This window comes from Vibrio sp., assembly GCF_038138445.1.
GTDB lineage: Bacteria > Pseudomonadota > Gammaproteobacteria > Enterobacterales > Vibrionaceae > Vibrio.
The window spans coordinates 1-21,536 of record NZ_JAYQDQ010000071.1; the positions used below are offsets into that span (position 1 = coordinate 1).

Annotated in this window: 19 protein-coding genes and 2 pseudogenes; 11 read left to right on the top strand and 10 right to left on the bottom strand. The window is 42.4% G+C overall.

The genetic code is table 11. From position 1 onward, the window contains the following. Positions 1 to 41: 41 nt before the first annotated feature. From AAFM34_RS15880 to AAFM34_RS15890, 3 genes and pseudogenes are all read left to right on the top strand, one after another. Positions 42 to 2,342, top strand: a pseudogene (locus AAFM34_RS15880) (EAL domain-containing protein); the annotation flags it as partial. 65 nt (positions 2,343 to 2,407) lie between these two features. Then, positions 2,408 to 3,187 carry a class I SAM-dependent methyltransferase gene (locus AAFM34_RS15885; RefSeq protein ID WP_341664471.1) on the top strand — a complete coding sequence of 260 codons (780 nt, stop codon included), beginning with the start codon at positions 2,408 to 2,410 and terminating at the stop codon, positions 3,185 to 3,187. A gap of 102 nt (positions 3,188 to 3,289) precedes the next feature. After that, positions 3,290 to 3,778, top strand: coding sequence for a hypothetical protein (locus AAFM34_RS15890; RefSeq protein WP_341664473.1), 489 nt, complete (start codon positions 3,290 to 3,292; stop codon positions 3,776 to 3,778). A 35-nt stretch (positions 3,779 to 3,813) separates the two neighbouring features. Here AAFM34_RS15890 and AAFM34_RS15895 read toward each other — a convergent pair whose 3' ends face one another. Both AAFM34_RS15895 and uspA read right to left on the bottom strand, forming a co-directional pair. After that, on the bottom strand, positions 3,814 to 4,689 hold the full coding sequence (locus AAFM34_RS15895; protein ID WP_341664475.1) for a carboxylate/amino acid/amine transporter: 876 nt from the start codon (positions 4,687 to 4,689) through the stop codon (positions 3,814 to 3,816). Positions 4,690 to 4,745: 56 nt separating this feature from the next. Further along, positions 4,746 to 5,171, bottom strand: a complete 426-nt coding sequence (gene uspA, locus AAFM34_RS15900; protein ID WP_341664477.1) for a universal stress protein UspA — start codon at positions 5,169 to 5,171, stop codon at positions 4,746 to 4,748. A 155-nt stretch (positions 5,172 to 5,326) separates the two neighbouring features. Here uspA and ftnA point away from each other — a divergent pair, with 155 nt between their 5' ends. The 3 genes from ftnA to AAFM34_RS15915 all read left to right on the top strand — a co-directional run bounded on the left by ftnA (position 5,327) and on the right by AAFM34_RS15915 (position 7,550). Beyond that, complete coding sequence (ftnA, locus tag AAFM34_RS15905) at positions 5,327 to 5,854, top strand: non-heme ferritin (RefSeq protein ID WP_114787650.1); 528 nt, start codon at positions 5,327 to 5,329, stop codon at positions 5,852 to 5,854. A 73-nt stretch (positions 5,855 to 5,927) separates the two neighbouring features. Beyond that, positions 5,928 to 6,251, top strand: a complete 324-nt coding sequence (gene uspB / locus AAFM34_RS15910; RefSeq protein WP_114787651.1) for a universal stress protein UspB — start codon at positions 5,928 to 5,930, stop codon at positions 6,249 to 6,251. A 105-nt stretch (positions 6,252 to 6,356) separates the two neighbouring features. Next, positions 6,357 to 7,550, top strand: coding sequence for an NAD(P)/FAD-dependent oxidoreductase (locus AAFM34_RS15915; RefSeq protein ID WP_341664480.1), 1,194 nt, complete (start codon positions 6,357 to 6,359; stop codon positions 7,548 to 7,550). A 48-nt stretch (positions 7,551 to 7,598) separates the two neighbouring features. Here AAFM34_RS15915 and AAFM34_RS15920 read toward each other — a convergent pair whose 3' ends face one another. The 8 genes from AAFM34_RS15920 to AAFM34_RS15955 all read right to left on the bottom strand — a co-directional run bounded on the left by AAFM34_RS15920 (position 7,599) and on the right by AAFM34_RS15955 (position 16,935). Further along, positions 7,599 to 8,468: an energy transducer TonB gene (locus AAFM34_RS15920; RefSeq protein WP_341664481.1), complete on the bottom strand. Its 870-nt coding sequence runs from the start codon at positions 8,466 to 8,468 to the stop codon at positions 7,599 to 7,601. Beyond that, positions 8,465 to 8,896, bottom strand: coding sequence for a biopolymer transporter ExbD (locus AAFM34_RS15925; RefSeq protein WP_341664483.1), 432 nt, complete (start codon positions 8,894 to 8,896; stop codon positions 8,465 to 8,467). Before AAFM34_RS15925 ends, AAFM34_RS15920 begins: the two co-directional genes overlap by 4 nt. Positions 8,897 to 8,915: 19 nt before the next feature. Beyond that, a complete protein-coding gene (exbB, locus tag AAFM34_RS15930; protein WP_371833282.1) occupies positions 8,916 to 9,752 on the bottom strand; it encodes a tonB-system energizer ExbB in 837 nt (278 codons plus the stop codon). Between the two features lie 144 nt (positions 9,753 to 9,896). Further along, positions 9,897 to 11,372 (bottom strand): surface lipoprotein assembly modifier, encoded by a 1,476-nt coding sequence (locus tag AAFM34_RS15935; RefSeq protein WP_341664485.1) that lies wholly within the window; start codon positions 11,370 to 11,372, stop codon positions 9,897 to 9,899. Between the two features lie 64 nt (positions 11,373 to 11,436). After that, a complete protein-coding gene (locus AAFM34_RS15940) occupies positions 11,437 to 12,138 on the bottom strand; it encodes a Slam-dependent surface lipoprotein (protein WP_341664487.1) in 702 nt (233 codons plus the stop codon). Between the two features lie 131 nt (positions 12,139 to 12,269). Then, the gene (locus AAFM34_RS15945) at positions 12,270 to 15,347 is read right to left on the bottom strand and encodes a TonB-dependent receptor domain-containing protein (RefSeq protein WP_341664489.1); all 3,078 of its coding nucleotides are present in this window, start codon (positions 15,345 to 15,347) and stop codon (positions 12,270 to 12,272) included. Between the two features lie 119 nt (positions 15,348 to 15,466). Then, positions 15,467 to 16,414: a FecR domain-containing protein gene (locus tag AAFM34_RS15950; RefSeq protein WP_341664491.1), complete on the bottom strand. Its 948-nt coding sequence runs from the start codon at positions 16,412 to 16,414 to the stop codon at positions 15,467 to 15,469. Between the two features lie 2 nt (positions 16,415 to 16,416). After that, complete coding sequence (locus AAFM34_RS15955; RefSeq protein WP_341664493.1) at positions 16,417 to 16,935, bottom strand: sigma-70 family RNA polymerase sigma factor; 519 nt, start codon at positions 16,933 to 16,935, stop codon at positions 16,417 to 16,419. A 602-nt stretch (positions 16,936 to 17,537) separates the two neighbouring features. Here AAFM34_RS15955 and AAFM34_RS15960 point away from each other — a divergent pair. From AAFM34_RS15960 to AAFM34_RS15980, 5 genes and pseudogenes are all read left to right on the top strand, one after another. After that, positions 17,538 to 18,239, top strand: coding sequence for a type 1 glutamine amidotransferase domain-containing protein (locus AAFM34_RS15960; RefSeq protein ID WP_341664495.1), 702 nt, complete (start codon positions 17,538 to 17,540; stop codon positions 18,237 to 18,239). A 164-nt stretch (positions 18,240 to 18,403) separates the two neighbouring features. After that, positions 18,404 to 18,982, top strand: a complete 579-nt coding sequence (locus tag AAFM34_RS15965) for a TetR/AcrR family transcriptional regulator (protein WP_341664497.1) — start codon at positions 18,404 to 18,406, stop codon at positions 18,980 to 18,982. A gap of 250 nt (positions 18,983 to 19,232) precedes the next feature. Further along, a pseudogene (locus tag AAFM34_RS15970) lies at positions 19,233 to 20,393 on the top strand (catalase); the annotation flags it as partial. Between the two features lie 324 nt (positions 20,394 to 20,717). Continuing rightward, positions 20,718 to 21,086: a hypothetical protein gene (locus AAFM34_RS15975; protein ID WP_341664499.1), complete on the top strand. Its 369-nt coding sequence runs from the start codon at positions 20,718 to 20,720 to the stop codon at positions 21,084 to 21,086. Between the two features lie 35 nt (positions 21,087 to 21,121). Then, positions 21,122 to 21,421, top strand: coding sequence for a hypothetical protein (locus tag AAFM34_RS15980; RefSeq protein ID WP_341664501.1), 300 nt, complete (start codon positions 21,122 to 21,124; stop codon positions 21,419 to 21,421). The last annotated feature ends 115 nt before the right edge of the window (positions 21,422 to 21,536 follow it).

Here is a 21,536-nt window from a genome sequence, read left to right on the forward strand (position 1 = left end):
CATCTACCTTAACTTGATGATTTTTATCTAAATTATCAGGGGATTCCTCAGTGCCCAGTGTCGAAATGGGTACGCCAGAGATTAAGCTGGATTACCAAGCGGTTAAGAAGTGGGACTTGGGAATTGATGGTGAGGTCTCGACTATTTTGTTTAATAAGCCTGTCCCTTTCACTGTACGCTATCAGCGAGAGCTCAAAGTATTTGTCAGTGTTGTAGTACTTTTGACCTTAATTATCATGGCATTGGTTTACTATTTGAGTCGGTTAAAGAGAAGTGAATCGATCGCAAGGGAAAGTCAGATGCTGATAGAGATGGTATTTGACCAAAGCTATCACTTTATTGGGCTCCTTGATGGTTATGGCCGAGCCGTTTCCTGCAATAGTAAGCTTCAAGAACTGCTTTATCATCAAGACTACAGTGTTGATCGGCCAATCTGGCAACATCAACACTGGGAAACGAGCTCAGCCAAGCAGCTAAAGCGCTACTTCGATAATGAAGACACCAAGCAAAGCTCCCAGTTTGAGGCTGAAATCTGGCATTCAGAGCAGGGTGCAATGGTGTTAGAAGTGGCACTTAAGCCCTTGCCTGACAATGGTCAGGGGGTGAATTATCTTTTTGAAGCGCGGGACATTACGTCGAGAAAAATCACTGAGACGAAGCTATTTCAGCGCGAAGCAAATTTAAGTCATTACTATGATCAGCAACCTGTGATGATGATTACTTTGGATGAACATAACTGTGTTCAGCAAGTGAATCATTTTTCTGAACTCTTACTTGGTTATGAGCCTGAGCGCTTGCTTGGTCATCGGCTGGTGGAGTTCTATTGGCACTCAGATGCGGTCACGCCAAGGCAGGTTTTACTTCAACCTAAGCAGGCAATGTGTGGTGTTTGGCGACGAGAAATTGAATATCGTCATGCTGATGGCCACTCAGTGTGGATTCGAGAAAATATACGGCCACTGGTTGAAACTGGGCATTTATTGATTGTTGGTGAAGACATTACCGAAACTAAGCATTTGGCGGAGCAACTCGAATATCAAGCGCGGTATGATTTACTAACGGGTACCTATAACCGGAATCAGTTTGAAGCTGAGTTAGAAAAAGCGCTGATTGAAGTGGAAAGTTATACGCGAACTCATGCCATGCTTTACCTCGATCTCGATCAATTGAAAGTGTTAAATGATACCGCAGGTCATGAAGCAGGGGATATGGCGATTCAGTTTTGTGCCAGTATGCTCCAAGAGGTGTTGCCTTATAACGCTATCCTTGCTCGTATGGGTGGAGATGAGTTTGCGGTATTACTTAAAGACTGCACTGAGCGAGATGCAACAAGCGTTGCAAGCTCGATTATTTGGGCCCTTAGTGATCAACACTTTGTCTGGGATGATATTCGATTGAACTTGACCTGCTCGATTGGCATTCGATTGATTGACCATACTGCTGAGTCTCCTCAAATGGTACACGCACAAGCCGATACAGCGTGCCACGCAGCCAAGGAGGAAGGACGCAACAGATTCAATCTTTACTGTCAAGATGATGAAGATCTGCGTCGTAGAGAGCAGGAAATGGAATGCGTTAGCTTTGTTCATGACGCTCTTGCTAACAATCGAATCGAATTATTCGCCCAGCAAATCTTGGCTCTAGATGAAGATGAACCTTTGATGCATTTTGAAATACTGATCCGTATTCGAGACGCGGAAGGTGAATATATTGCGCCAGGTATCTTTATGCCTGCTTCTGAGCGTTACAACATGGCACAGCTACTTGATAAAAAAGTGGTTACTCAAGCTCTCGATTGGTTTGAAGCAAACCCAGAGGCTCTAGAACATCTTGGGATGTGTTCGATTAACCTGTCGGGGCACTCAATGGGTAACCAAGAATTTATCAGTTTCTTGCTCAACAAGCTGCAATTTAGCCGAGTTCCATGCAATAAGATTTGCCTTGAAATTACAGAGACTGCAGCGATGAGCAACATGAAGCAGGCGATCGCATTGTTTACACAATTCAAAGAGCTTGGTTGTAAAATAGCGCTTGATGATTTTGGCTCTGGTTTGTCTTCGTTTGGTTATCTTAAAAAGCTGCCAGTTGATATTGTTAAGATTGATGGCCTGTTCGTGCGCGAGATTGATGTCAATGATGGAGACCATCTTATGGTCCGTTCTATCAATGATCTGGCTAAGCAGATGGGTAAAAAGACGGTGGCTGAATTTGTCGAAAATAATCGCATTCTCGACCTGCTCATTGAGCTGGAGGTTGACTATGCTCAAGGCTATTTGATTGGTATTCCTAAGCCACTTGCCACCTTAGTTGACGAACTGCTTGCATCAGGCAATCAAAAATAGTCACCAAAGACGAAATCTATTACACTTGCCCGCCTGTTTTTCGATCTTAGTCTTGGAGCCAACACTTGCAGCTACAACTTATCAGCGAAGACTTCAGCCTCAATCAACAATTGAAAGACTTGTCATTTCGATGGGGACTTACGCATGATGAGCAAAGCCCTTTTGCTTTGGTTTTGACTTCGCAGCGGTTGGAGTTAAGGAAAATGGATGAGCCTAAGCTTGGTGCCATTTATGTTGATCTTGCTGGTGGTGCAGCTGCTCACAGGCGCAAATTTGGTGGTGGTAAAGGGCAGGCGATTGCCAAAGCGATAGGCATGAACAAGGGTGCAATACCAAGTGTTCTAGATGCAACCGCTGGGCTTGGCCGAGATGCCTTTGTGCTAGCGTCTCTTGGCTGTAAAGTTCAGATGTTGGAGCGTAACCCTGTCGTAGCTGCTTTGCTTGATGATGGATTACTGCGTGCTAAGAGTGATCCTGAAATAGGTGATTGGGTCAGCGAGCGTCTCTCGTTGAACCATACTTCCAGCCATAGTGCCCTCGAATCACTCCTTAATGACACCAAGTTTGATAGACCTGATGTGGTTTATTTGGATCCCATGTATCCACACCCAGAAGGGAAAAAGAAATCAGCATTGGTTAAAAAGGAAATGCGCGTCTTTCAGTCTCTGGTTGGTGCCGATCTCGATGCTGATGACTTGCTGTCTCCAGCTTTAGCCATGGCGAAAAAAAGAGTCGTGGTCAAGCGTCCTGATTATGCCAAGTGGTTAGGAGAGCATAAACCGACCATGGCAATTGAAACCAAAAAAAACCGCTTTGATGTCTATGTCAACGCGTCAATGAGCTAATTTAGACTAGCGGCCTCAAGTTTTACTTTTATGCTTGCCATTAAACTCTGACATGGGTATATCATAGTAAGAATTATTCGTATTCTTGTCTGGAGTGTTTGCATGACCAAAAGCTTGTGTAAGATGAACCGCAAGCAAATTGCCGAAGGATTGAGTGATATTCATCGCTTGGTGGCTGAGCCTAAGTTTGTGTGTCGCTCGTGTGCACGTTGCTCGGCTGATAAGGCTGCTCTTTGTAAGCCAGCATCTCTTTCGACTCTATCACCCCATAATGCGACAGATAAACAGCTTGGCTCTGTAGCGGAAGATAAATCCCAATTGGTGAAAAAGGTTGTTGAACAGGCCAAACAAAAGGCCAATGACAAGCCTAATATCTCTCCAGAACGCTCGCTTGAATATACCGGTACTAAAGAGATTAAAAGGGCTCAAAAAGCACTGAAAAAGCAATATAAACAGCAAAAGAAATTGCTCAAACTAGCGAAAAAGATGAGAAAGTTATTAAAGCGTGAAGCTAAGTTAAGAGCTTGTCTTGATATGACTCAGTTGTCTGATCTGAAAAAGGCCCGCTTGCAAACGAGTAACATGCATTAAAAAGCTCTCCATAGGGAGAGCTAATATCATTGGTGCTAAGATTGGTAACTGAGTGCTACTTTGCGTTTTACCCAAGTTTCGTTAAACCATAGTGACAGCATGATGACCGCGCCGCCCAGGGCTAAACGAGTTAAATCGACGTCTCTATTCCAAATGACTATGTTGACAATCAGTCCTGCTGGAACCAAGGCGTTGTTCATTGCTGCTAGCGCACCTGCGTTGACTAAGGTTGCTCCTTTATTCCAGCCAAAATAACCCAATCCAGACGCCATAATGCCCAGGTAAATAAGCACGCCCCACTGTGTGTTGGTGGTTGGCATACGTTCTAAGTTGCCGAGCAAGCTGAACGCAACGACAGCGACGCACAGAGCACCGAGGTAGAAATAGCCAAAGATCGTATGCTGAGATAGGTTTACAGGCTGATCTTCCAAGATGTATTTGTAACCGACTTGACCAATAGCAAAGCAAAGGTTTGCTCCCTGAACCACCAGAAAGCCAAGTAGGAAGTTTTCATTAATCCCAGCAAATTTAATTAATGCGGCGCCAGCGACGGCGATAATCGCGGTAACTAGATACCAGGGTGAAAAACGCCCTTTGAGTAAGTCGTAGATCAAAGTGACATAAATGGGGGTAAACACGGTAAATAGCAGTACTTCTGGTACAGAGAGTAAAAGAAAAGATTGATAATAGAAGCAATACATTAAACCGAGTTGAATTCCTCCCACGGTCATAAGCTTGGCAATCAGCTTTTTATCTACACCCCTAAATTTTAAGAATGGAATAAACATTAAGCTTGCTAAAGCAACACGCATTAGCACAGAGAACCAAGAATCTACCTGACCAGCGAGATACACACCGATCAGGCTAAACGAGAATGCCCACAAAAGGGTGACGGCAGACAGATAAGCCATAATCAATACTCATTATCAATAAATGGCCAGCAGTCTATACCAAAAAGCAAGCAGGGTCAGTCATTAAGTGGCACGACCAACATATCGACAGGAGAGCAGTTAATGAGCTGCCTTGTTGAAGATAAGATCTTGCTCCAAAAATCCTGATGGTGGCCGCAAACCACGATATCAACATTAAACTCTCTGATGGTATCGCACAGTTCATTGCCCAGGTCACCACTGCCCACTAGGGTATGTTTAATCGGGTAATTGGCGTGTTTAGCAAACTTTTGTAACTGCTGCTGCGAGGCTTCGATGGCCTGATGTTGAGTTTCCGCTAAGTTAATATCAATTAGTCCGGTATAAAGCTCGGCATAATTGACATCAATGTGGATAAAAGACACTTCAGCACCGAGTGGTTTGGCGAGGGAAACGGCTTTATCGACGAGTGTTTTACTGTCTTCTAATAGGTCTACGGCAACTAATATATGCTGATAACTCATGGTGAACTCTCCATTTAAGTGTCTGTTGATAGGTTAGCATTATGGTGTAAATGTTTTTGTTGAGGTGATCTCAGATCCACATTCACTCGTCAAAGTGTTAAGGTGTGGTAGTGATAAGATTCATTGAAGTAAATCAAGTTAATTAGGAGTAAGAAATGCTTTCACAGGCGATGGTTGATCAACTGAATGAGCAAATTAATCTCGAATTTTTCTCATCCAATCTATACTTACAAATGAGTGCTTGGTGTGAAGACAAAGGATTTGAAGGTGCCGCCGAGTTTCTTCGTGCACACGCGGTTGAAGAAATGGGGCACATGCAGCGACTTTTTACTTACGTAAGTGAGACAGGCGCCATGCCAATTTTGGGTGCAATTGAAGCCCCTAAGCATGAGTTTGCCAGTTTAGGTGACGTATTCCGTGAGACTTATGAACACGAGCAAATGATAACTCAGAACATTAATAAGCTTGCCCACGTCGCTTTTACGTCCCAAGACTACTCAACTTTCAACTTCCTGCAGTGGTATGTCGCAGAGCAACACGAAGAAGAGAAGTTGTTTAAAGGGATCATAGACAAGCTTGATCTTGTTGGTGAAGACGGTAAAGCCCTGTTCTTTATCGACAAAGATTTAGCAGCTTTGGCGAAAGAAGGTTCATCTTCTATCATGGATGCCCCCGCTGAATAAGTTTCAGCATAAGACTTTCTAGGCAGATCGTCTTTTCTTTCTGGGCTTCTGATGAAGATGTAGGGAGGAAAAGATGATCACAGCTGATACGATTTTATTCACGCTAATGTTAATCACCTTGGTCAACATGGCCAGATACTTAACCGCCTTACGTTCTCTCATATACATTATGCGCGAAGCACACCCCTTGCTTTATCAGCAAGTTGATGGTGGCGGATTTTTCACCGCTCATGGTAACGTGACTAAGCAGGTTAGGCTTTATCATTATTTGAAGAGTAAAGAGTACCACCATCATCATGATGAAATCTTTACCGGTAAGTGTGAAAGAGTAAGGGAGCTGTTTATTCTATCGAGTTCTCTACTCGGAGTAACCCTCTTTGCGGCTATGATTCTGTAGCTGGATAATTTGGCAAGGCCTCTAATTGGGGGTAGAATAGCGCCAATTGGCTAAGGATGTGCTAGATGCACATCCTTTTTTATTGGGTTTAAGTTGAGAAAGGTTATGACAGAGAAGTTTGATGTTGTCATTATCGGAGCGGGCGCTGCGGGTTTAATGTGTGCGGCAGAGGCAGGTAAACGTGGTCGTAATGTATTGGTGCTAGACCATGCTAAAAAGCCCGGCCGAAAAATTCTCATCGCAGGTGGTGGTCGTTGTAACTTCACTAACTATGACGTGTCGGCGAGCAACTTCTTATGTCAAAACCCGCATTTTGTTAAATCTGCGCTATCTCAATATACCAACTGGGACTTTATTGCCATGGTCAGCAAGCATGGTATTGAATTTGAAGAACGCGACCATGGCCAACTGTTTTGCGTTGGTGATTACACGTCAAAAGATATCGTTAAAATGCTCTTAGCCGAGTGCGATTTGCCCACTATTACTCAGCGCTACCAACAAGATGTCCATCATATCGAAAGGACCCAGTCTGGCTTTGTGCTTGATGTGAACACCCATTCCATTGAGTGTGATTCGCTTGTTATCTCGACTGGTGGCCTGTCAATGCCAAAGCTAGGCGCAACGCCATTTGGCTATAAAGTGGCTGAGCAGTTTGGCTTAAATATCGAACCAACCACTGCAGGCCTTGTGCCTTTTACTCTTCATAAAGAGGATAAAGAAGCGTTTGCTGAGTTGTCAGGTATTGCCGTCGATGCTGAGATTACTGCCCAAGATGGCACAATATTTAAAGAAGCTTTGCTGTTTACCCACAGAGGTTTATCTGGTCCTTCTGTGCTGCAAATATCCTCGTACTGGAGGGCAGGACAAGCGGTTACGATTAACTTGACTCCTGATGTGGATGTCGATGCTTTGCTGGCTAGTAATCTTGAAAAGCACCCTAACCAGAGTTTGAAAAATACCTTAGCTAAAGTGCTGCCCAAGCGTTTAGTAGAGGTTCTGATAGAGCGTAAAACCCTCACAGATAAGCCACTTAAGCAGTTCACTTCTAAACAGCTAATAGAAGTCACAGAGAAACTTGAGAATTGGCGCATCATGCCTAATGGCACAGAAGGCTATCGCACCGCAGAAGTTACCTTGGGCGGTGTGAGTACCGAACATATTTCATCCAAGACGATGCAATGTAAAGACATAGCAGGCCTATATTTTATTGGCGAAGTAGTGGATGTGACAGGTTGGCTCGGTGGCTATAACTTCCAATGGTGCTGGAGCTCAGGCTTTGTGGCTGGGCAATGGGTTTAAAATTTTAGATGGAAGTTATTGCCCATCTAAAATTTTGAAGTATTAGAGTTATTGAACATAAAATCGAACGGGTAAAGTCCAGCTTAAGGTGTCTCCTGTTATTTCATCCGGTGGAAGGGGCAGTGGCATTGAGCGATGCACTAAAGCCAGCGCTTCGTTGTCTAACGATTTTGTTCCGCTGCTTCGAACTAATTTAACACCTAATACCTTTCCTGAGCGGTCCATGGTAAAGCGAATAACTGGCATACCTTGTTTACGCATTCTTTTTGCACGTCTTGGATACTGCTTATGTTGCTCTAAATGCATAACGAGCTTTTGTTTCCAGTTCTGCCTCACTTTTTTAATGTGGCTGCTAAAAGCACCAGACGCTCCTTGGGGTTTTGGGCTGTCTTTATTTACCTGAACCTTGGGTATGTTTCTTTCTACCTGAGAGACCGAATTTGACTTGCTTGCTATTGGATCGTTTATTCTATTTTCAGGTTTTGAAATTTCTCTCTCAGCTTCTGGGTTTTTTTTTGCGGTCTTCTTATTGCTCTTGGTTACTATATCGCTTGATCGGGCCGATTCGCGGACATTAATTGGCGAAGGCTGCTCTTTTACGGATTTGTCTTTTGCTGTTTTACTTTTTGTCGGCTGGGGTGAGGGTGTCTTGGTTTGTGTGGCAACTGAATCAATAGTCTCCCTTTGTTTTGGACCATGATTCAACGCATTTTTTTCTGTGCGGGGAGCGGCAATTGAAGCCGCTAACATCACATTGACCGGAATCGCGGAATGAGTGGGGAGGGTTAAATTCTTTGGTTGGTACCAAATATACAAGGCAGCCATTAGGTGCAAAATAGCACTTATTACCATACCAGCAATAAGCCAAGGGCCAAAACCATCATTTGGTGGCTTGATGTCAGCAGAGTTAAATTTCATCGATGTTGAGTCTCGACTTGTTCGAGGCCAACAAGGGCAATCTGTGTGTATTCAGCTTCAGCCAAAGTATTGATTACTTTCATTAAGCTTTGATAACTCAGGCTCTTGTCTGCGCGAAGATAAATTCTCTGCTCTTTATTGGGAAGTATTTCACTGAGGGCGTCAGGGAGTTGGTCTAGCGTTACTTCACGCTCTTCTGCCAAAGTTAATACTAACTCAGTGTTAACCGTGAGATAAAATGGTTGTTTGGGCTGAGGCGTTGGCGTAGCAGAAGAGGTTGGCAAATCAATAGGGACATTCACGGTTGCGAGAGGTGCAGCAACCATGACGATAATCAACAGTACCAAGATGACATCCACAAAAGGAGTCACATTGATTTCATGATTGACGACTAATTCATCAGGTTGAGAAGAGACCTTAAAGCCCATCTATATTACCTCTACTAGGCTATATTTTTTCATCAATGATAGGGGTGCGATCAAGATCGCGACTAACCAACACCATCAAAGCAGCCGAAATATCAGCTATCAAGGCTCGGTAGTGACCGACCCCCCGTGTAAAGTGGTTATAAAGCACAACGGCGGGAATGGCAGCAATAAGTCCAATAGCGGTTGCTAGCAATGCTTCGGCAATACCCGGTGCAACAACGGCTAAAGTGGTGTTTTGAGATTTAGCAATACCGATAAATGCATTCATGATCCCCCAAACCGTACCTAATAATCCAACAAAGGGGCCCACAGAGCCTACCGTTGCCAGCACGCCAGTTCCGGCGAGTATTGTGCGACTCAATCCAACTTGAACACGTTCAAGTCTTAACTGTAGGCGCTCTTTTATGCCATTATCTTTATCCGCTCTCGCCGAGAGTTCTAATTCTTTTACTGTGGCGCTGAGCAAGTGCAGACCTGCTCCTTGTGCCTCATGGCAGCGCAGCTTACCCTCAGCTAAAGTCTCCGAGTCGAGCAATTCGGTAAGAATATACTTAGCTCGTCGACATGAAACACGCAGCTGCAATTGTTTCGCAATCGCAATTGACCAAGTGACAATGGATGCAGCCAGTAATAGTAACATCACAGCTTTTACCACCCAATCTGCTGACAAATACATGCCATAGGGAGAAAGGTCATGTTGTGGTAAAGTAACCTTTTCATTGTGGATGGCAGACCCTCTTTCTAGAGGTACATCATCAGACGCTTTCTCAATAACTGTTTCTTGTGTTGGAAGTGAGTGTTCACTACCCGATTTGCCCCCTGCTATTACAAAGGTGGAGATTAAAATAAATACCACTATTAATAGTCTGCCTAAGCCTTGCATCGTTTTACCCACATTGACGTTTTATAATTGTGGCGCTTGTTAAAACAGCGCTCTATATCTTTTACACCGAACAAGAATTAAAAAACCGTAATCTTATTAGGTGAAAATCCGAAAAATCTAAAACCTTTTTTCTAACTTAATACTGTATTCTTGTTGGTTATAGCTATACAACCAATCGATGCTACTATTGGTATGATTGAACTTAGCTTCAATCAGTGGCCTAAAGCCAGAAAATAGCTCGGGAAAGGTTGTCATCAAGGTAATATTTGATTCAGTATCGTCACGAAGTCCGCCGATCATCGCATTATAGTCACCGTATCGGCGTTGCCGAAGTGACGTAAATAATGTGACATCCGTATCTATCGAAGCCAAAGACTTGTATAAGCCTAGTCGTCCTCCCCACAACTGATACTCATGAACGGCTTGATCGTTTTGTTTCAATGTCCAATCTAACCCCCCAAAAACAAGCCATTTATCAAAAATTTGATGCCAATAAGTTCCAAATACTGACCACTGCCAGTCTGATTGATAATTGAGTTGGCTTGGGCGAAAGTTCAAGTATTCTGTTCTCACCTCAAATTTTAATGCTGAGCTCTGAGTCAGGTTTGTCAGCCAATCTACTCTCAGCCCTGTCGAAGTGTGAAGCGTCTGATTTGACAAAGCTCGATACTCGTATTGTGGCAGTATGCTTAACTGATGACTTGCCGTCTGATAGCTATAACCCATCGCGATGTTGAAGGTGTGTTGATTATGTTCTTTGTGATTTTGATAGTTTGTCCCGTAAGCGAAACTTCGTAATTGGATTCCATGGTGACCAGTTAGAGATATACGTCTGTTTAGACTGACATCTAAGTCCATGCCATAGGCCGATTTCTTCTTCGCTGCAGTCCTTTGTATCCAGCATTGGCCATTTGCCAAATAACTAAGACATAAGGAGTCTTCTGATGACAAATTGAGGTTGTCATTGAAGGTTGGACCAAATGATAATGACCCTTGCCAGGTTTCGCGATATTCCAGAGCATTGATAAAACTCGTTACTGTTTGTCTCACTCCATGGGTTTGCGGGTTATCGGTAGGCAAGCGTTGAAGGATGTCTTTAAATAGGGCTAAGGAAGACGCATTTTTTTTATCTTCAAACCATACTCGGGCTAACTCCAGCTCACCGGGTAAAAATGGACTCTGTATATCAAGTAGAGCCAGGTAATGCCTCTCTGCACTATCATAATCTTTGTCATGTCGAGCTAATGCGCCTGACGCATAATGAACCAGCATGGGATCGCTATCGTTCAGGTTTTTATATGTATTGAGTAAGCTTCGTACAAGCTTCCATTGACGTTGTTTCACTGATAAATGCAGAGCAGGACCAAGTTCATCGGCTGTTTGGGATATTTTGGTCTGTGATTTAAACTCAGATTCTTCGATTTGACGCTCTTTTTGTAACTCTTGTTCGATTAATGCATTTTCATTCTTTTTAGACGAAAGTGCATCGCGTTGTTCAATACGCAAGTTCTTATCTTGATCTGCTGAGACCATAAATGGGTAATTCGCGCAGACAATAATACTTGCGAAATATATAAAATGATGAATTTGCATGGGACACTTTAGCTAGAAGAAGGAGCAAGTAGTTTGCTCCTTGTATGGAAAAAGCAACTGAGAGTTAGTTCTTACTACCGCCAAATGCAGTATCTAGCGAACTATTACCTTCGAATTTTGCAAAACCAGCTAAAGCGGATGCGTTTGCGCCAAAGAAGTGGCCCTGAGATTGACCAAGCTCTGCATCGTTGGCAATAGCATAGCCTGAGAACTGGGCAGAAGAGGCATCAATGGTATTACTAAGTAATTCAACTTTAAGGTTGGAGTTAGCAATCGTTCCACTTAGAGTTTGTGCAGAAAAGTCAGCGGTAAAAGTTCCTGCTAATGTTGCCCCATTGTTTATCCCTGCGACTGTGTAAGTTGCAGTGCCAGATGTTGGTACTGTAGTGCCTGTATCATCACCGACATAGTAGACAGCACGATCGATAGGTTGGCCGTTATCGCTTCCTGATGACCACTCACCAAACCAGATATCTTGTCCAGCCACCTGAGAGAAGACATATTTTGAGTTATTGTGGTCACTACCAGAGGTATAAACATCACCGTTTTGACTTGCAAGATACGCAAGGCCGCCAAAATCAACCCTCTTACCATTGGTACTGCCAATACCTGCTTTACCCTTGGTATGAATAAAGGGAATCCAAACTTCTGATTCACCTACTTGGCGATGTTGGTTATCACTGATGGCGCCATCAAACCCAGCGTGAGCCATGGAGCTTAAACCCAGTAGAACAGCTGAGGCCCATGAAAGTCGTACAGTATTCATTATTATTTCCTTGTCTAGACGATAAATTTTTATCCACTACAAATAGGTAAATGATTTTCATTTCCTTTTGTGGCTTCATTTAACTCACCGAATGACAGTGACAAATCCGTAATCTAATGGCTCAATTTTCATCAAAAGCGGCTGGTTAATTTAAGAGTAATAGTGCGACCAGGTGCCGGTAAGCCAGTAATAGCGCCGGGTTCTAAGTAGTAAATATTGGTTAAGTTACTGCCGCGAACTTCAAACTGGAAATTATCGTTGTAAGCATAACCAATATAAGCGTCCAAAGTGGTGACGTCATTGCGCTTGACATAATCATCACTATGACTGCCTTCGGTATAATTAGCCCGCGCTCCTGTTATAAATTTTTGGTTAAAAAGGCGTGTGCCAATATGAAGGCTACCTGTGATTTCTGGCGGGGATTTACCCGCCAAATAGCTGGTATTGCTGAACCCGCCTCTTCTGCATTCTTTATATTCTGCAATGCCATAATCATCTATATCAGATGTGAAGCGCTGTGCTGCTGAGCTCTGATCGCATACTTCATTTTCTAGATTGTAAGCAACGGAAAGATCGGAGAAATAATCGCCATTGTCGTAATCTAATTGCAGCTCTAGGCCACGCGTGGTCATCTTATCTAAGTTGGCAGAGCTAGTCGTTTTGAGAAAGGTGTTTCTATCCATCACATCCTCAATGACTTGATCAAAGTAAGTCAATTTAGCGTTGGCATTGTCGAAATAGTGAATATATCCCACTTCCCATAGTTTGGAGCGTTCTGGTTTAAGGGGTGATGAGGGTAAATACATAGCGGAAAAGCCGACTGTACTTTCAAACATACTTGGGAAACGTAATGATTCTGCGTAGCGAATGTAGCTGCGGCTCTCTTCTGTCATCAGCCATGTCAATGTAGCAGACGGCATCCATCCCCCATCACTTGATTCTGTATTGGTATAGTTGCTGATTGACCTTGACTCCATCGTGCTCACACTACAACTGCCTTGAACATAATTGGAGTTGCCTGCAGAAGTAATACAAGCATTATCCTGAGCGCTATATTGCCCTTGTTCATCGTGTTTCCATTCTGAAGTCATCTGTTGAATATAAGAGGTATGCTGCCGTGCTTTTGCTACCTCTTGGTCAATCGTGGTATTTTGCTCTGCGATTGCGGTATTCAATTGCTGCTGAATAATAACGCGGGCCGGATGACCAGCAGGCATTATATTTAGTGAATCTTGAAGTTGTATGATCCTTGTGCTGGTTTGATTGCGAATGGTATTTTCTACACCAGAAAGATACGCATCGCGATTTTCATCTGTAATGGGGATATTTAGCTGATAGGAGAGGGCATAACCATCTGGTTTAGCTTGCTGCAAGTTTTTAGTATCTCCCGCGGCAAGACGGTTTTTAACGTAGTTATCAATGCTCTTGTAATAGCCATAGCGGAGACCAGCATTGAAAATAAAGCTATCACTGGCGCGCCACTCAATATTGGTGCTGGCAGTATACTCTGTTCGCTCACCGGCGCGCACGACTCCATATTCTTGTATTGCCGTATTTAGATCACCTTTAGGCGCTAGCCTATGGTATTGATAACGCCCTGAAAGGGTGACGTCAACATCACTACCAAAACGCATTTTATTACTAAAATTCATACCATAACGGTCTTCTTCCGTATTGATATGAGCAAGGTTTTTGATAACGGAAGTAGCGCTCGATGCATAGTTGGGTGAACCAGAGCCAACATTAGATCCAATATTGGACATAGTTGCCCATAGATTAGAGGAGAAATCGATGTAAGGATTATCGGGCTGAGAACGTAGTTTAAGGTTATAGGCTTGCAATTGAACTTCGTTTAGCGGCCACTGAGCCAAACCCGACAAATAACGAGTTTCTGCACGATCAGCAAGAATCCCGCCATGAATCGTTTGAGTGTAACGTCCTCCGAGCTCTATTTTGGTATAAGGGCTAAGGCTAAACGCAAACTTTCCAAGTATGGATTCCATTTCAGAAGAGGTGTTGGGTACTTCTTGACCTGGGTAATATACCGTTGCCAAATGTTCTGGCTGAATAAAAAGTCTACGGTTGTCTATTTCTTGAGACTCGTCCCCATCCAAAGGTTGGTTATAAAATCCAGAGTGGTTTTTACCAGCAAAATAATTCCCTCTGTTGCGATATGCATACGCAGTTAACCATTCATAGTTTGGTTTGATACCTGATATTGCCAATCGATAGGCAACATCTTCACCGTTTAGTGGGTTATTGTCTTGCTTTTGTTCTGGATACACGACTAAAGCTGGGTCTGTGTAAATTAAGTCCTTAGGCGCTATGTTTGCGTATTCGGGAACGGTATTGAACACCTGTCCAGTATATAATCTGGGCTCTCGAGGTTTTGTTGAGTTGCTGCTACTCTCACCAATAAACTCCATACCAAAGGTCTCTCCCTCAGGTACGATATCTCTGGCTGACAAGGTTGTAATTTCAACCGCACCGCCGACAGAAGTATTCACATTTGGGTTAATTTGTGCCCCTTTGTGAATGGTCATCCCGCCAATCAAACTTGGATCGAGAAAGCTGCGATTTGATGCACTTCGATACCCGTTATCTACCGTGATAGCCTGCTCAGTACCATCTATAATAACTGGGACTCGACCTGGGCCTTGAACACCACGAATGCTGGGGTCAATACCACCACCATTTCTCGCATCGCCACTAAATACATTCGCCATCCCCTTGAATAGGTCTGCGCTGTCTGAGCCTTTAAAGCGCTCAATTTCCTCTTTACCTCGATATTCAGTTGAAACATCTTGATCGTATACATTGGTTTGGCCAAGTTCGTCTCGACTCATATCAGACTCAAAACGTGTTCCAACGTCAATCGCTTCTAATGACCATTGATCATTGCTATTGACTACATATGAACCGTCATTTTGTTTCTCAGCACTGAGTCCAATATCAGCAAGCAAGATGCTAAATGCTTCATCAGGCTGATAGTCCCCTTGTAATCCCATGCTGAACATTTCTCGGCTGAGATTGGCGTTGATCGAATACTGGATGTCGGCTTGCAGAGCAAACTCATTTAGCACTGTGTCTGCCTCACCAGCTGCGATATCAAAGTACTGAGCCTGAGCACAAAAGGTCACCAAAGTTCCTAAACCAAGCTGGGTACTTCGAGTAATGTATAGACGACGGGAAAGGGTGGAAAACTGCACACATACTTCCTTAACTCAATGGGTTATCCGTGACTACACCGAGTGAGAAAGGAAAAGCCTCAATAAATTATTAAAATAATCAGCTAACTAAGTGAGAAAGCCTTTATATAAGAGTTATGCTACTCGCTTAACTCGCGAGAAATAGTGACCCAGAATCGAGTCCTAAAGCGGACTTGAATTGGTAAAATTTTACTTAGATTTTGAAGGGTTGTGTCTGTATCTCTCATCGAATAGATACCGGAAATTCTTAAATCAGATAAATTAGGTTCAATATTCACCACTCCTTTTCTGTAACGGGAAACTTCGTCTAAGAACTCATTTAAAGGCATATCTAAAACCTCTATTTTACCCTGTGTCCATAGAACTTCATTCGCTAGTAAAGGCTTCTTAATATAATAATTCATAGAGCTAAATGTACTTTTTTGTCCAGTCTCAAGGTATTGATTATTTGAAGCTTTGGTAGCTCTATTCATAACTTGACCCTCAAATACGCTGACTTGAGTTGTGTCCTGCTTTAACCTTACGCTAAAGACAGTTCCTAAAGGGGTAACAAGGCCTTGTGGTGTTGATACATAAAAGGGAGTGAGATGATGACTGGTTGTTACCATGATTTCTCCCTCGATAAGATGAATCAGTCTTTGATCCTTGGCAAAATCGACCCTAATACGGCTTGAGGTATTGAGCACGACTAGAGTTCCGTCTGAAAGAGTAATTGGCTTAATCTCACCTGTTTCGCTGGCGTACTCATTGTTTCGCTTTGATATGGCAGCATCACTTGAAAGAACTAAACTCATGGCAGCGATAGAAACACCACTCCATACCAATATTTGTCGACGGGATAGACCTTTACGATACTGACTTAAGATGACTTTTCCAACTTTAGGGTCTGGTAGAGAAGTCAGTTTTTTTTGTAGGGATTCTAACTGGCGCCACGCATAATCGTTGCTAGGTTCACGGCTACGCCAAAGCTCAAACGCACGTTTGTCTTCCTCTGTGACCTCTTCAGACAACATGCGAGCCATCCAAAGTGAAGCCTGTTTAATCGACTGTCTAGATGCCTTTTCCATTGCTAATCCAAACTACCGATTGAGGCCAAGATACAGGTTTGTAATGCTCTAGCAACATACTTTTCTACTGAGGAAATGGATACATCAAGACACTGGGCGATTTCTTTGTAACTCAGTCCTTCAACCTGCCTTAGGATCAGAGCCTGTCTTACTTTAAAAGGCATCTTATGTAGCATGGAATCAATTTCGAATAACATGTCAATCATTATGACTTTATCTTCAGCCGATACAGCAAATTCTGAAGGTTGCTGTTCTAACATATCAAGATAAGCAGATTCGATACGCCTGCGGCGATAGAGATCTACAACTAGGCCTTTAGCGATATGGGTTAAATAACGGCGAGAATCTTGGCGTTGTGGTAGCTTTTTGCTGACAAGTAAACGAACATAGGTGTCTTGAACTAAATCAGCAGTTACCTGAGGGCAGGTTAGTCTCCTCTGAACAAATAATGAAAGCCAACCATGGTGTTCACGATACATGTTATCCACTTCGTTGGCATCTGCGAGGCTTAAAGCCGTCATAATCCTTCACCCTTTCACAAATCACTACAATTAAATGAAAATCATTATCATTATAATTTAGAAATAATCAATAAGCATTCATGATAAATATGCAATTGCACTCGATTTCGGTATGTTGATGAAAATATTAGGTAAGGTTTAGCGTGTAAAGGTCTTTGCAAATCATGGTCTTTTCTGTGTTAAAAGAGGTGTTGTCTTAGTACTGTAATCTTGACTTTTGCTGGTGGGGTATTGTTTGCAAGTCGTTGCCTCCAGGTAGTGGTAAAGTGAACGTCCTCCCAATAGATTATGATTGGTTAAAATCTATACGCCCAAAGGGATCAGGTACCTCAAAATTTTTTGGCTTTATATGGATAAACTCCAGAGTTTTACACTTTTCATCACATCATGACAGACTCACAAGAAAAGATTAATAATTAAAAAGTATAAGATTCAATAGCTTATTGCGATACCTTATCGATTACCTATTGGTAGGTAGATAAAACTGTTGACCAATGAAAAATAAATATCTAAAGTAATAATCAATCCACGGGGAGCAAACTATTTAGCTCTCCTTTTTTTGAAAAAACAAACTACCTACTAATAGGTATATTGAGGTGATAATGAATACTGGTAACCAACAAAAACGCGTTCTTCTTGTGATGTCTTCTGTCGATGAGCTTGGTATTAGTGGTAAACAAACAGGTACTTGGTTTACTGAGCTTGCCGCGCCTTATTACATTCTCACTGAAGCAGGTCATGAAGTAGTATTTGCCTCGCCAAATGGAGGTGAAGCACCCATCGATCTATTGAGCATGAAGGTCCCGTTCACAACTCAATACACAGAACGTTTTTTGAATGATCCTGTGGCTATGTTTGCAGCGCGTCACACTCGTAAGCTTCGTGAAGTGGACTACGACACCTTTGATGCGGTATTTTTCCCTGGTGGTTATGGTCTGTTGACCGATTTAGCTTCTGATCAGTACACCATCAAGCTTATTAAAGACTTTTACGAAAGCAATCGTCCGGTTGCAATGGTTTGTCATGCACCAGCTATCCTTCGTGATGTGAAACTAACAAACGGTGAATACTTAGTGAAAGGTAAAGAGTTGACTGGGTTTAAAAACTCAGAAGATGAAGAAGTGGAACTGTTGAAGCATTTGTTGTTCTCTTTGGAAGATGAGCTACAACGTCGCGGTGCAACTTACCTCAGTAAAGCAAACTGGGAACCCAATGTCGTTATCGATGGTTTACTGATGACAGGTCAAAGTCCGGCTTCTGCTGACCCATTAGCCGAAGCGCTGTCAGAAGTTCTACTAAAATAAATGTCTATCCACTGCCTAATACAAACCGCCTTCTGGGCGGTTTACTTGTCATGGTTAAAGGATAATCGGCTACCGTAAACATTTTTATCCTTCATCTTGCTTGTTTGGCTCCAAATAGGCCATAAACATGATAGAGTGACGGCATTGAAATTGAGAGGTGACATATGAGTAATCTTAGCCCGACAGCGGCCAAAATTGCCGATATTGCTGAGAGCTATATTCAAAGCCGAGGGTTTAATGGTTTTAGCTTTCGCGATATTCAAAATGAGCTTGGCATTAAAACAGCCAGTATTCATTATCACTTCAAAACCAAGCAAGACTTAGCCAAGGTGGTGTTTGAACGCTACCTTGAGCGCTATGGCGCTCAATTAAACAATATTGACCAGCAACAGGATAGTGCAGCAGGTAAGCTAAGTGCTTTGGCTGAAGTGTTTGTGAATGTACGAGACAGCAACAAATTGTGTCTCTGTGGTATGTATGCATCAGATATTTCCTCGCTCGCGGAGGAAGTCACTCTGCCGCTCAATAGCTTTGTTGAGATGAATGAAACATGGATTGCCCGTGTGGTAGAACAAGGGGTCAAAGACGGTGATTTTATTGATGCATTTGACGCAAAAGTTTATGCCCGGCTGTTCTTTACCTCTATGGAAGGTAGTATGCTGTTATCTCAATTTCAGACATCTGCTTATATTCAAAGTGTTAAGCTGGGCTTACTACGCCTTATTGTAAAAACAAAGCAGTAAAAAATTCAGCTACTCAATTGACGGTTTTCCTCTGACTATAGCGGTAAGCCGTCACGTCTCAAAGCTCTCCCTCGCTAAATCGATGACCTGCCAAAAAGATTTCATCGATTATCCCTATTGATTCTATTGTTGTTTCCCATTAAACAAACTTAACCATTGAAGATATAGTGTTTTTCGGGCGGAAAAGGGCTTTTGAGTATCTATTGACTACTCGATGAGTCAGTGGATTAGCATGCATTGGAGAGCAGCCATGCAGATGTCAAAAATATCTTTGTTTATTACAGTGGGCGTGTTTAGCGTATCGATACAAGCGCAAACTCTTACAACAGATAATGGCGCACCAGTTGGAGACAATCAGAATTCAATCGTTGCTGGAGAAAACGGCAGCGTATTATTGCAAGACGTTCATCTTATCCAGAAGCTTCAGCGCTTTGCCAGAGAACGCATCCCAGAGCGTGTAGTCCATGCACGTGGTACAGGGGCTCATGGTGAGTTCGTTGCCTCGGGTGATTTTAGTGAACTGACTGCATCGGCTCCTTTTACCAAAAGTGGTAGGATGACACCTGTATTTGTGCGCTTCTCGACAGTGGTTCACTCAAAAGGCTCCCCTGAAACCCTTCGCGATCCACGTGGTTTTGCTACCAAGTTTTATACTGAGCAAGGCAACTGGGACCTAGTGGGTAATAACCTACCAGTGTTTTTTATCCGTGATTCGATTAAATTTCCGGATATGGTGCATTCTCTCAAACCATCGCCCGTGACCAATGTTCAGGACCCAAACCGATTTTTTGATTTCTTTAGTCATGAGCCTAGCTCAACCAATATGTTGACTTGGGTGTATAGTAATCTGGGTACGCCTGCTAGTTATCGCACCATGAATGGTTTTGGTGTCCACGCTTACAAATGGATTAACACCCAAGGTGATGTTAATTATGTAAAGTTTGAGTGGAAGAGCCAGCAAGGTGTAGAGAGTCTTCGCCCAAATGAAGTGGCTAAAGTGCAAAGTCAGGATTTTAATCATCTGACTAATGATTTATATACCGAAATCAGTCGTGGTAACTACCCGAAATGGGATTTATACGTCAAGGTGTTGTCACCAGAAGAGCTCAGTAAGCTCGATTATAATGGCCTTGATGCGACTAAAGTTTGGCTTAATGTACCGGATAAAAAAGTCGGCACTATGACGCTTAACCGGATACCTGAAAACTTCTTTCTAGATACCGAGCAGTCAGCCTTTGCGCCGTCAAACCTTATTCCGGGAATCGAGCCATCTGAAGACCGTCTGTTGCAAGGCCGTTTGTTTGCTTACGCTGACACTCAGCTCTACCGCTTAGGTGCAAATCTATTTCAATTGCCAGTCAATCGTCCGCTCGCGACGGTGAATAATCACAACCAAAATGGCCTCAATTCAGTATTGTGCTTTAGCATATTTAAAATGTGATTTTTTAATTATATATATCAGGTTCTTTATATTATCAAAAGGATGAAATTATAATATTTATTCTTGTTTCATGAATCATTTTTCAATGCTAATAATTATAGTGTGATTTTATTTCAATTAATAGTTTATAGTAAAAATACTTTACTCTTTTTTAACTAGAGATATATATTTAATCTTGGTGTTTATTTTTCACAAAAAATAAACACATCAAGATAATTATTATTTACTCACCTTAATTACTTGATTAGGATTGATTTAGTTATAAGATCCAATAAATTAATAAAGGGATGTGTTATGTTTAAGAAATTATTATTAGCTTTCTTATCACCATGTTTAGCTTTTGCTAATGAAAGTAGTTTTATTAATGCTAATGTCGACAATGCGGAAGCATCGGTGACATCAATTCCAGGTGGCTGGAGTGAATATCGCACAACATTAAGCCGCAATGAATACAATACTTTCTATCAAGCGTTAGGTGGCTTGGTCGGAGTGTCTTACTCTCCTTTTGCGGTTTCCGCAAGTGTGACAGCAGGAATGAGCTACAAATTTATTTGTAATGCGCAACCTACTTACCCAGATGCACCTACTTATGCGGTTGTGGTTGAAGTTTATCACCCAATAAATGGTACTCCAGAGCTTGTCTCTATTAATGAAATTAACTAAACCCTCTATTAAATATAATCTTTGGAGTAATTACTATGAAAAAAACAATTCTATCTATATTCGTTTCACTATTGTTAATCCCATCTTTAGTTATGGCATCAAATAGCACACTAGATAAGATATCTAAAAGCACGGAAGTAAATAATATGATGGGTAATAACTTCTTAATTCATCTTAAATATGTGAAGTCTGATTTTAGTGGTGGCTACTATACTTTTTATGAGTTAAAGACTCAGGCTATGGACTCACCTAACTATTTTTGTGCCACGCTAAAGATTGATGAAATTGGTAATGGTGGCGTGGAAGTTGTAAATAATGTTAGATGTGCTCAGTAGGAGCATAGTCTGATAATAATCTAGACTTTTTTGCTATCGATGATGAAACGGAAGAGCAGCCGCTCTAATGCCGATCAGTTAAACATTAATCGGCAGATCAATTGAATGATCCCAT

Excerpts from the sequence above, each read along its gene's own strand:
- uspB (WP_114787651.1), top strand. The coding sequence starts at position 5,928 with ATGATCACAGCTGATACGATTTTATTCACGCTAATGTTAATCACCTTG.
- AAFM34_RS15890 (WP_341664473.1), top strand. The coding sequence starts at position 3,290 with ATGACCAAAAGCTTGTGTAAGATGAACCGCAAGCAAATTGCCGAAGGA.
- AAFM34_RS15975 (WP_341664499.1), top strand. The coding sequence starts at position 20,718 with ATGTTTAAGAAATTATTATTAGCTTTCTTATCACCATGTTTAGCTTTT.
- AAFM34_RS15915 (WP_341664480.1), top strand. The coding sequence starts at position 6,357 with ATGACAGAGAAGTTTGATGTTGTCATTATCGGAGCGGGCGCTGCGGGT.
- uspA (WP_341664477.1), bottom strand. The coding sequence starts at position 5,171 with ATGAGTTATCAGCATATATTAGTTGCCGTAGACCTATTAGAAGACAGT.
- AAFM34_RS15955 (WP_341664493.1), bottom strand. The coding sequence starts at position 16,935 with ATGACGGCTTTAAGCCTCGCAGATGCCAACGAAGTGGATAACATGTAT.
- AAFM34_RS15925 (WP_341664483.1), bottom strand. The coding sequence starts at position 8,896 with ATGGGCTTTAAGGTCTCTTCTCAACCTGATGAATTAGTCGTCAATCAT.
- AAFM34_RS15980 (WP_341664501.1), top strand. The coding sequence starts at position 21,122 with ATGAAAAAAACAATTCTATCTATATTCGTTTCACTATTGTTAATCCCA.
- AAFM34_RS15895 (WP_341664475.1), bottom strand. The coding sequence starts at position 4,689 with ATGGCTTATCTGTCTGCCGTCACCCTTTTGTGGGCATTCTCGTTTAGC.
- AAFM34_RS15940 (WP_341664487.1), bottom strand. The coding sequence starts at position 12,138 with ATGAATACTGTACGACTTTCATGGGCCTCAGCTGTTCTACTGGGTTTA.
- AAFM34_RS15935 (WP_341664485.1), bottom strand. The coding sequence starts at position 11,372 with ATGCAAATTCATCATTTTATATATTTCGCAAGTATTATTGTCTGCGCG.
- AAFM34_RS15965 (WP_341664497.1), top strand. The coding sequence starts at position 18,404 with ATGAGTAATCTTAGCCCGACAGCGGCCAAAATTGCCGATATTGCTGAG.
- AAFM34_RS15960 (WP_341664495.1), top strand. The coding sequence starts at position 17,538 with ATGAATACTGGTAACCAACAAAAACGCGTTCTTCTTGTGATGTCTTCT.
- ftnA (WP_114787650.1), top strand. The coding sequence starts at position 5,327 with ATGCTTTCACAGGCGATGGTTGATCAACTGAATGAGCAAATTAATCTC.
- AAFM34_RS15920 (WP_341664481.1), bottom strand. The coding sequence starts at position 8,468 with ATGAAATTTAACTCTGCTGACATCAAGCCACCAAATGATGGTTTTGGC.
- AAFM34_RS15950 (WP_341664491.1), bottom strand. The coding sequence starts at position 16,414 with ATGGAAAAGGCATCTAGACAGTCGATTAAACAGGCTTCACTTTGGATG.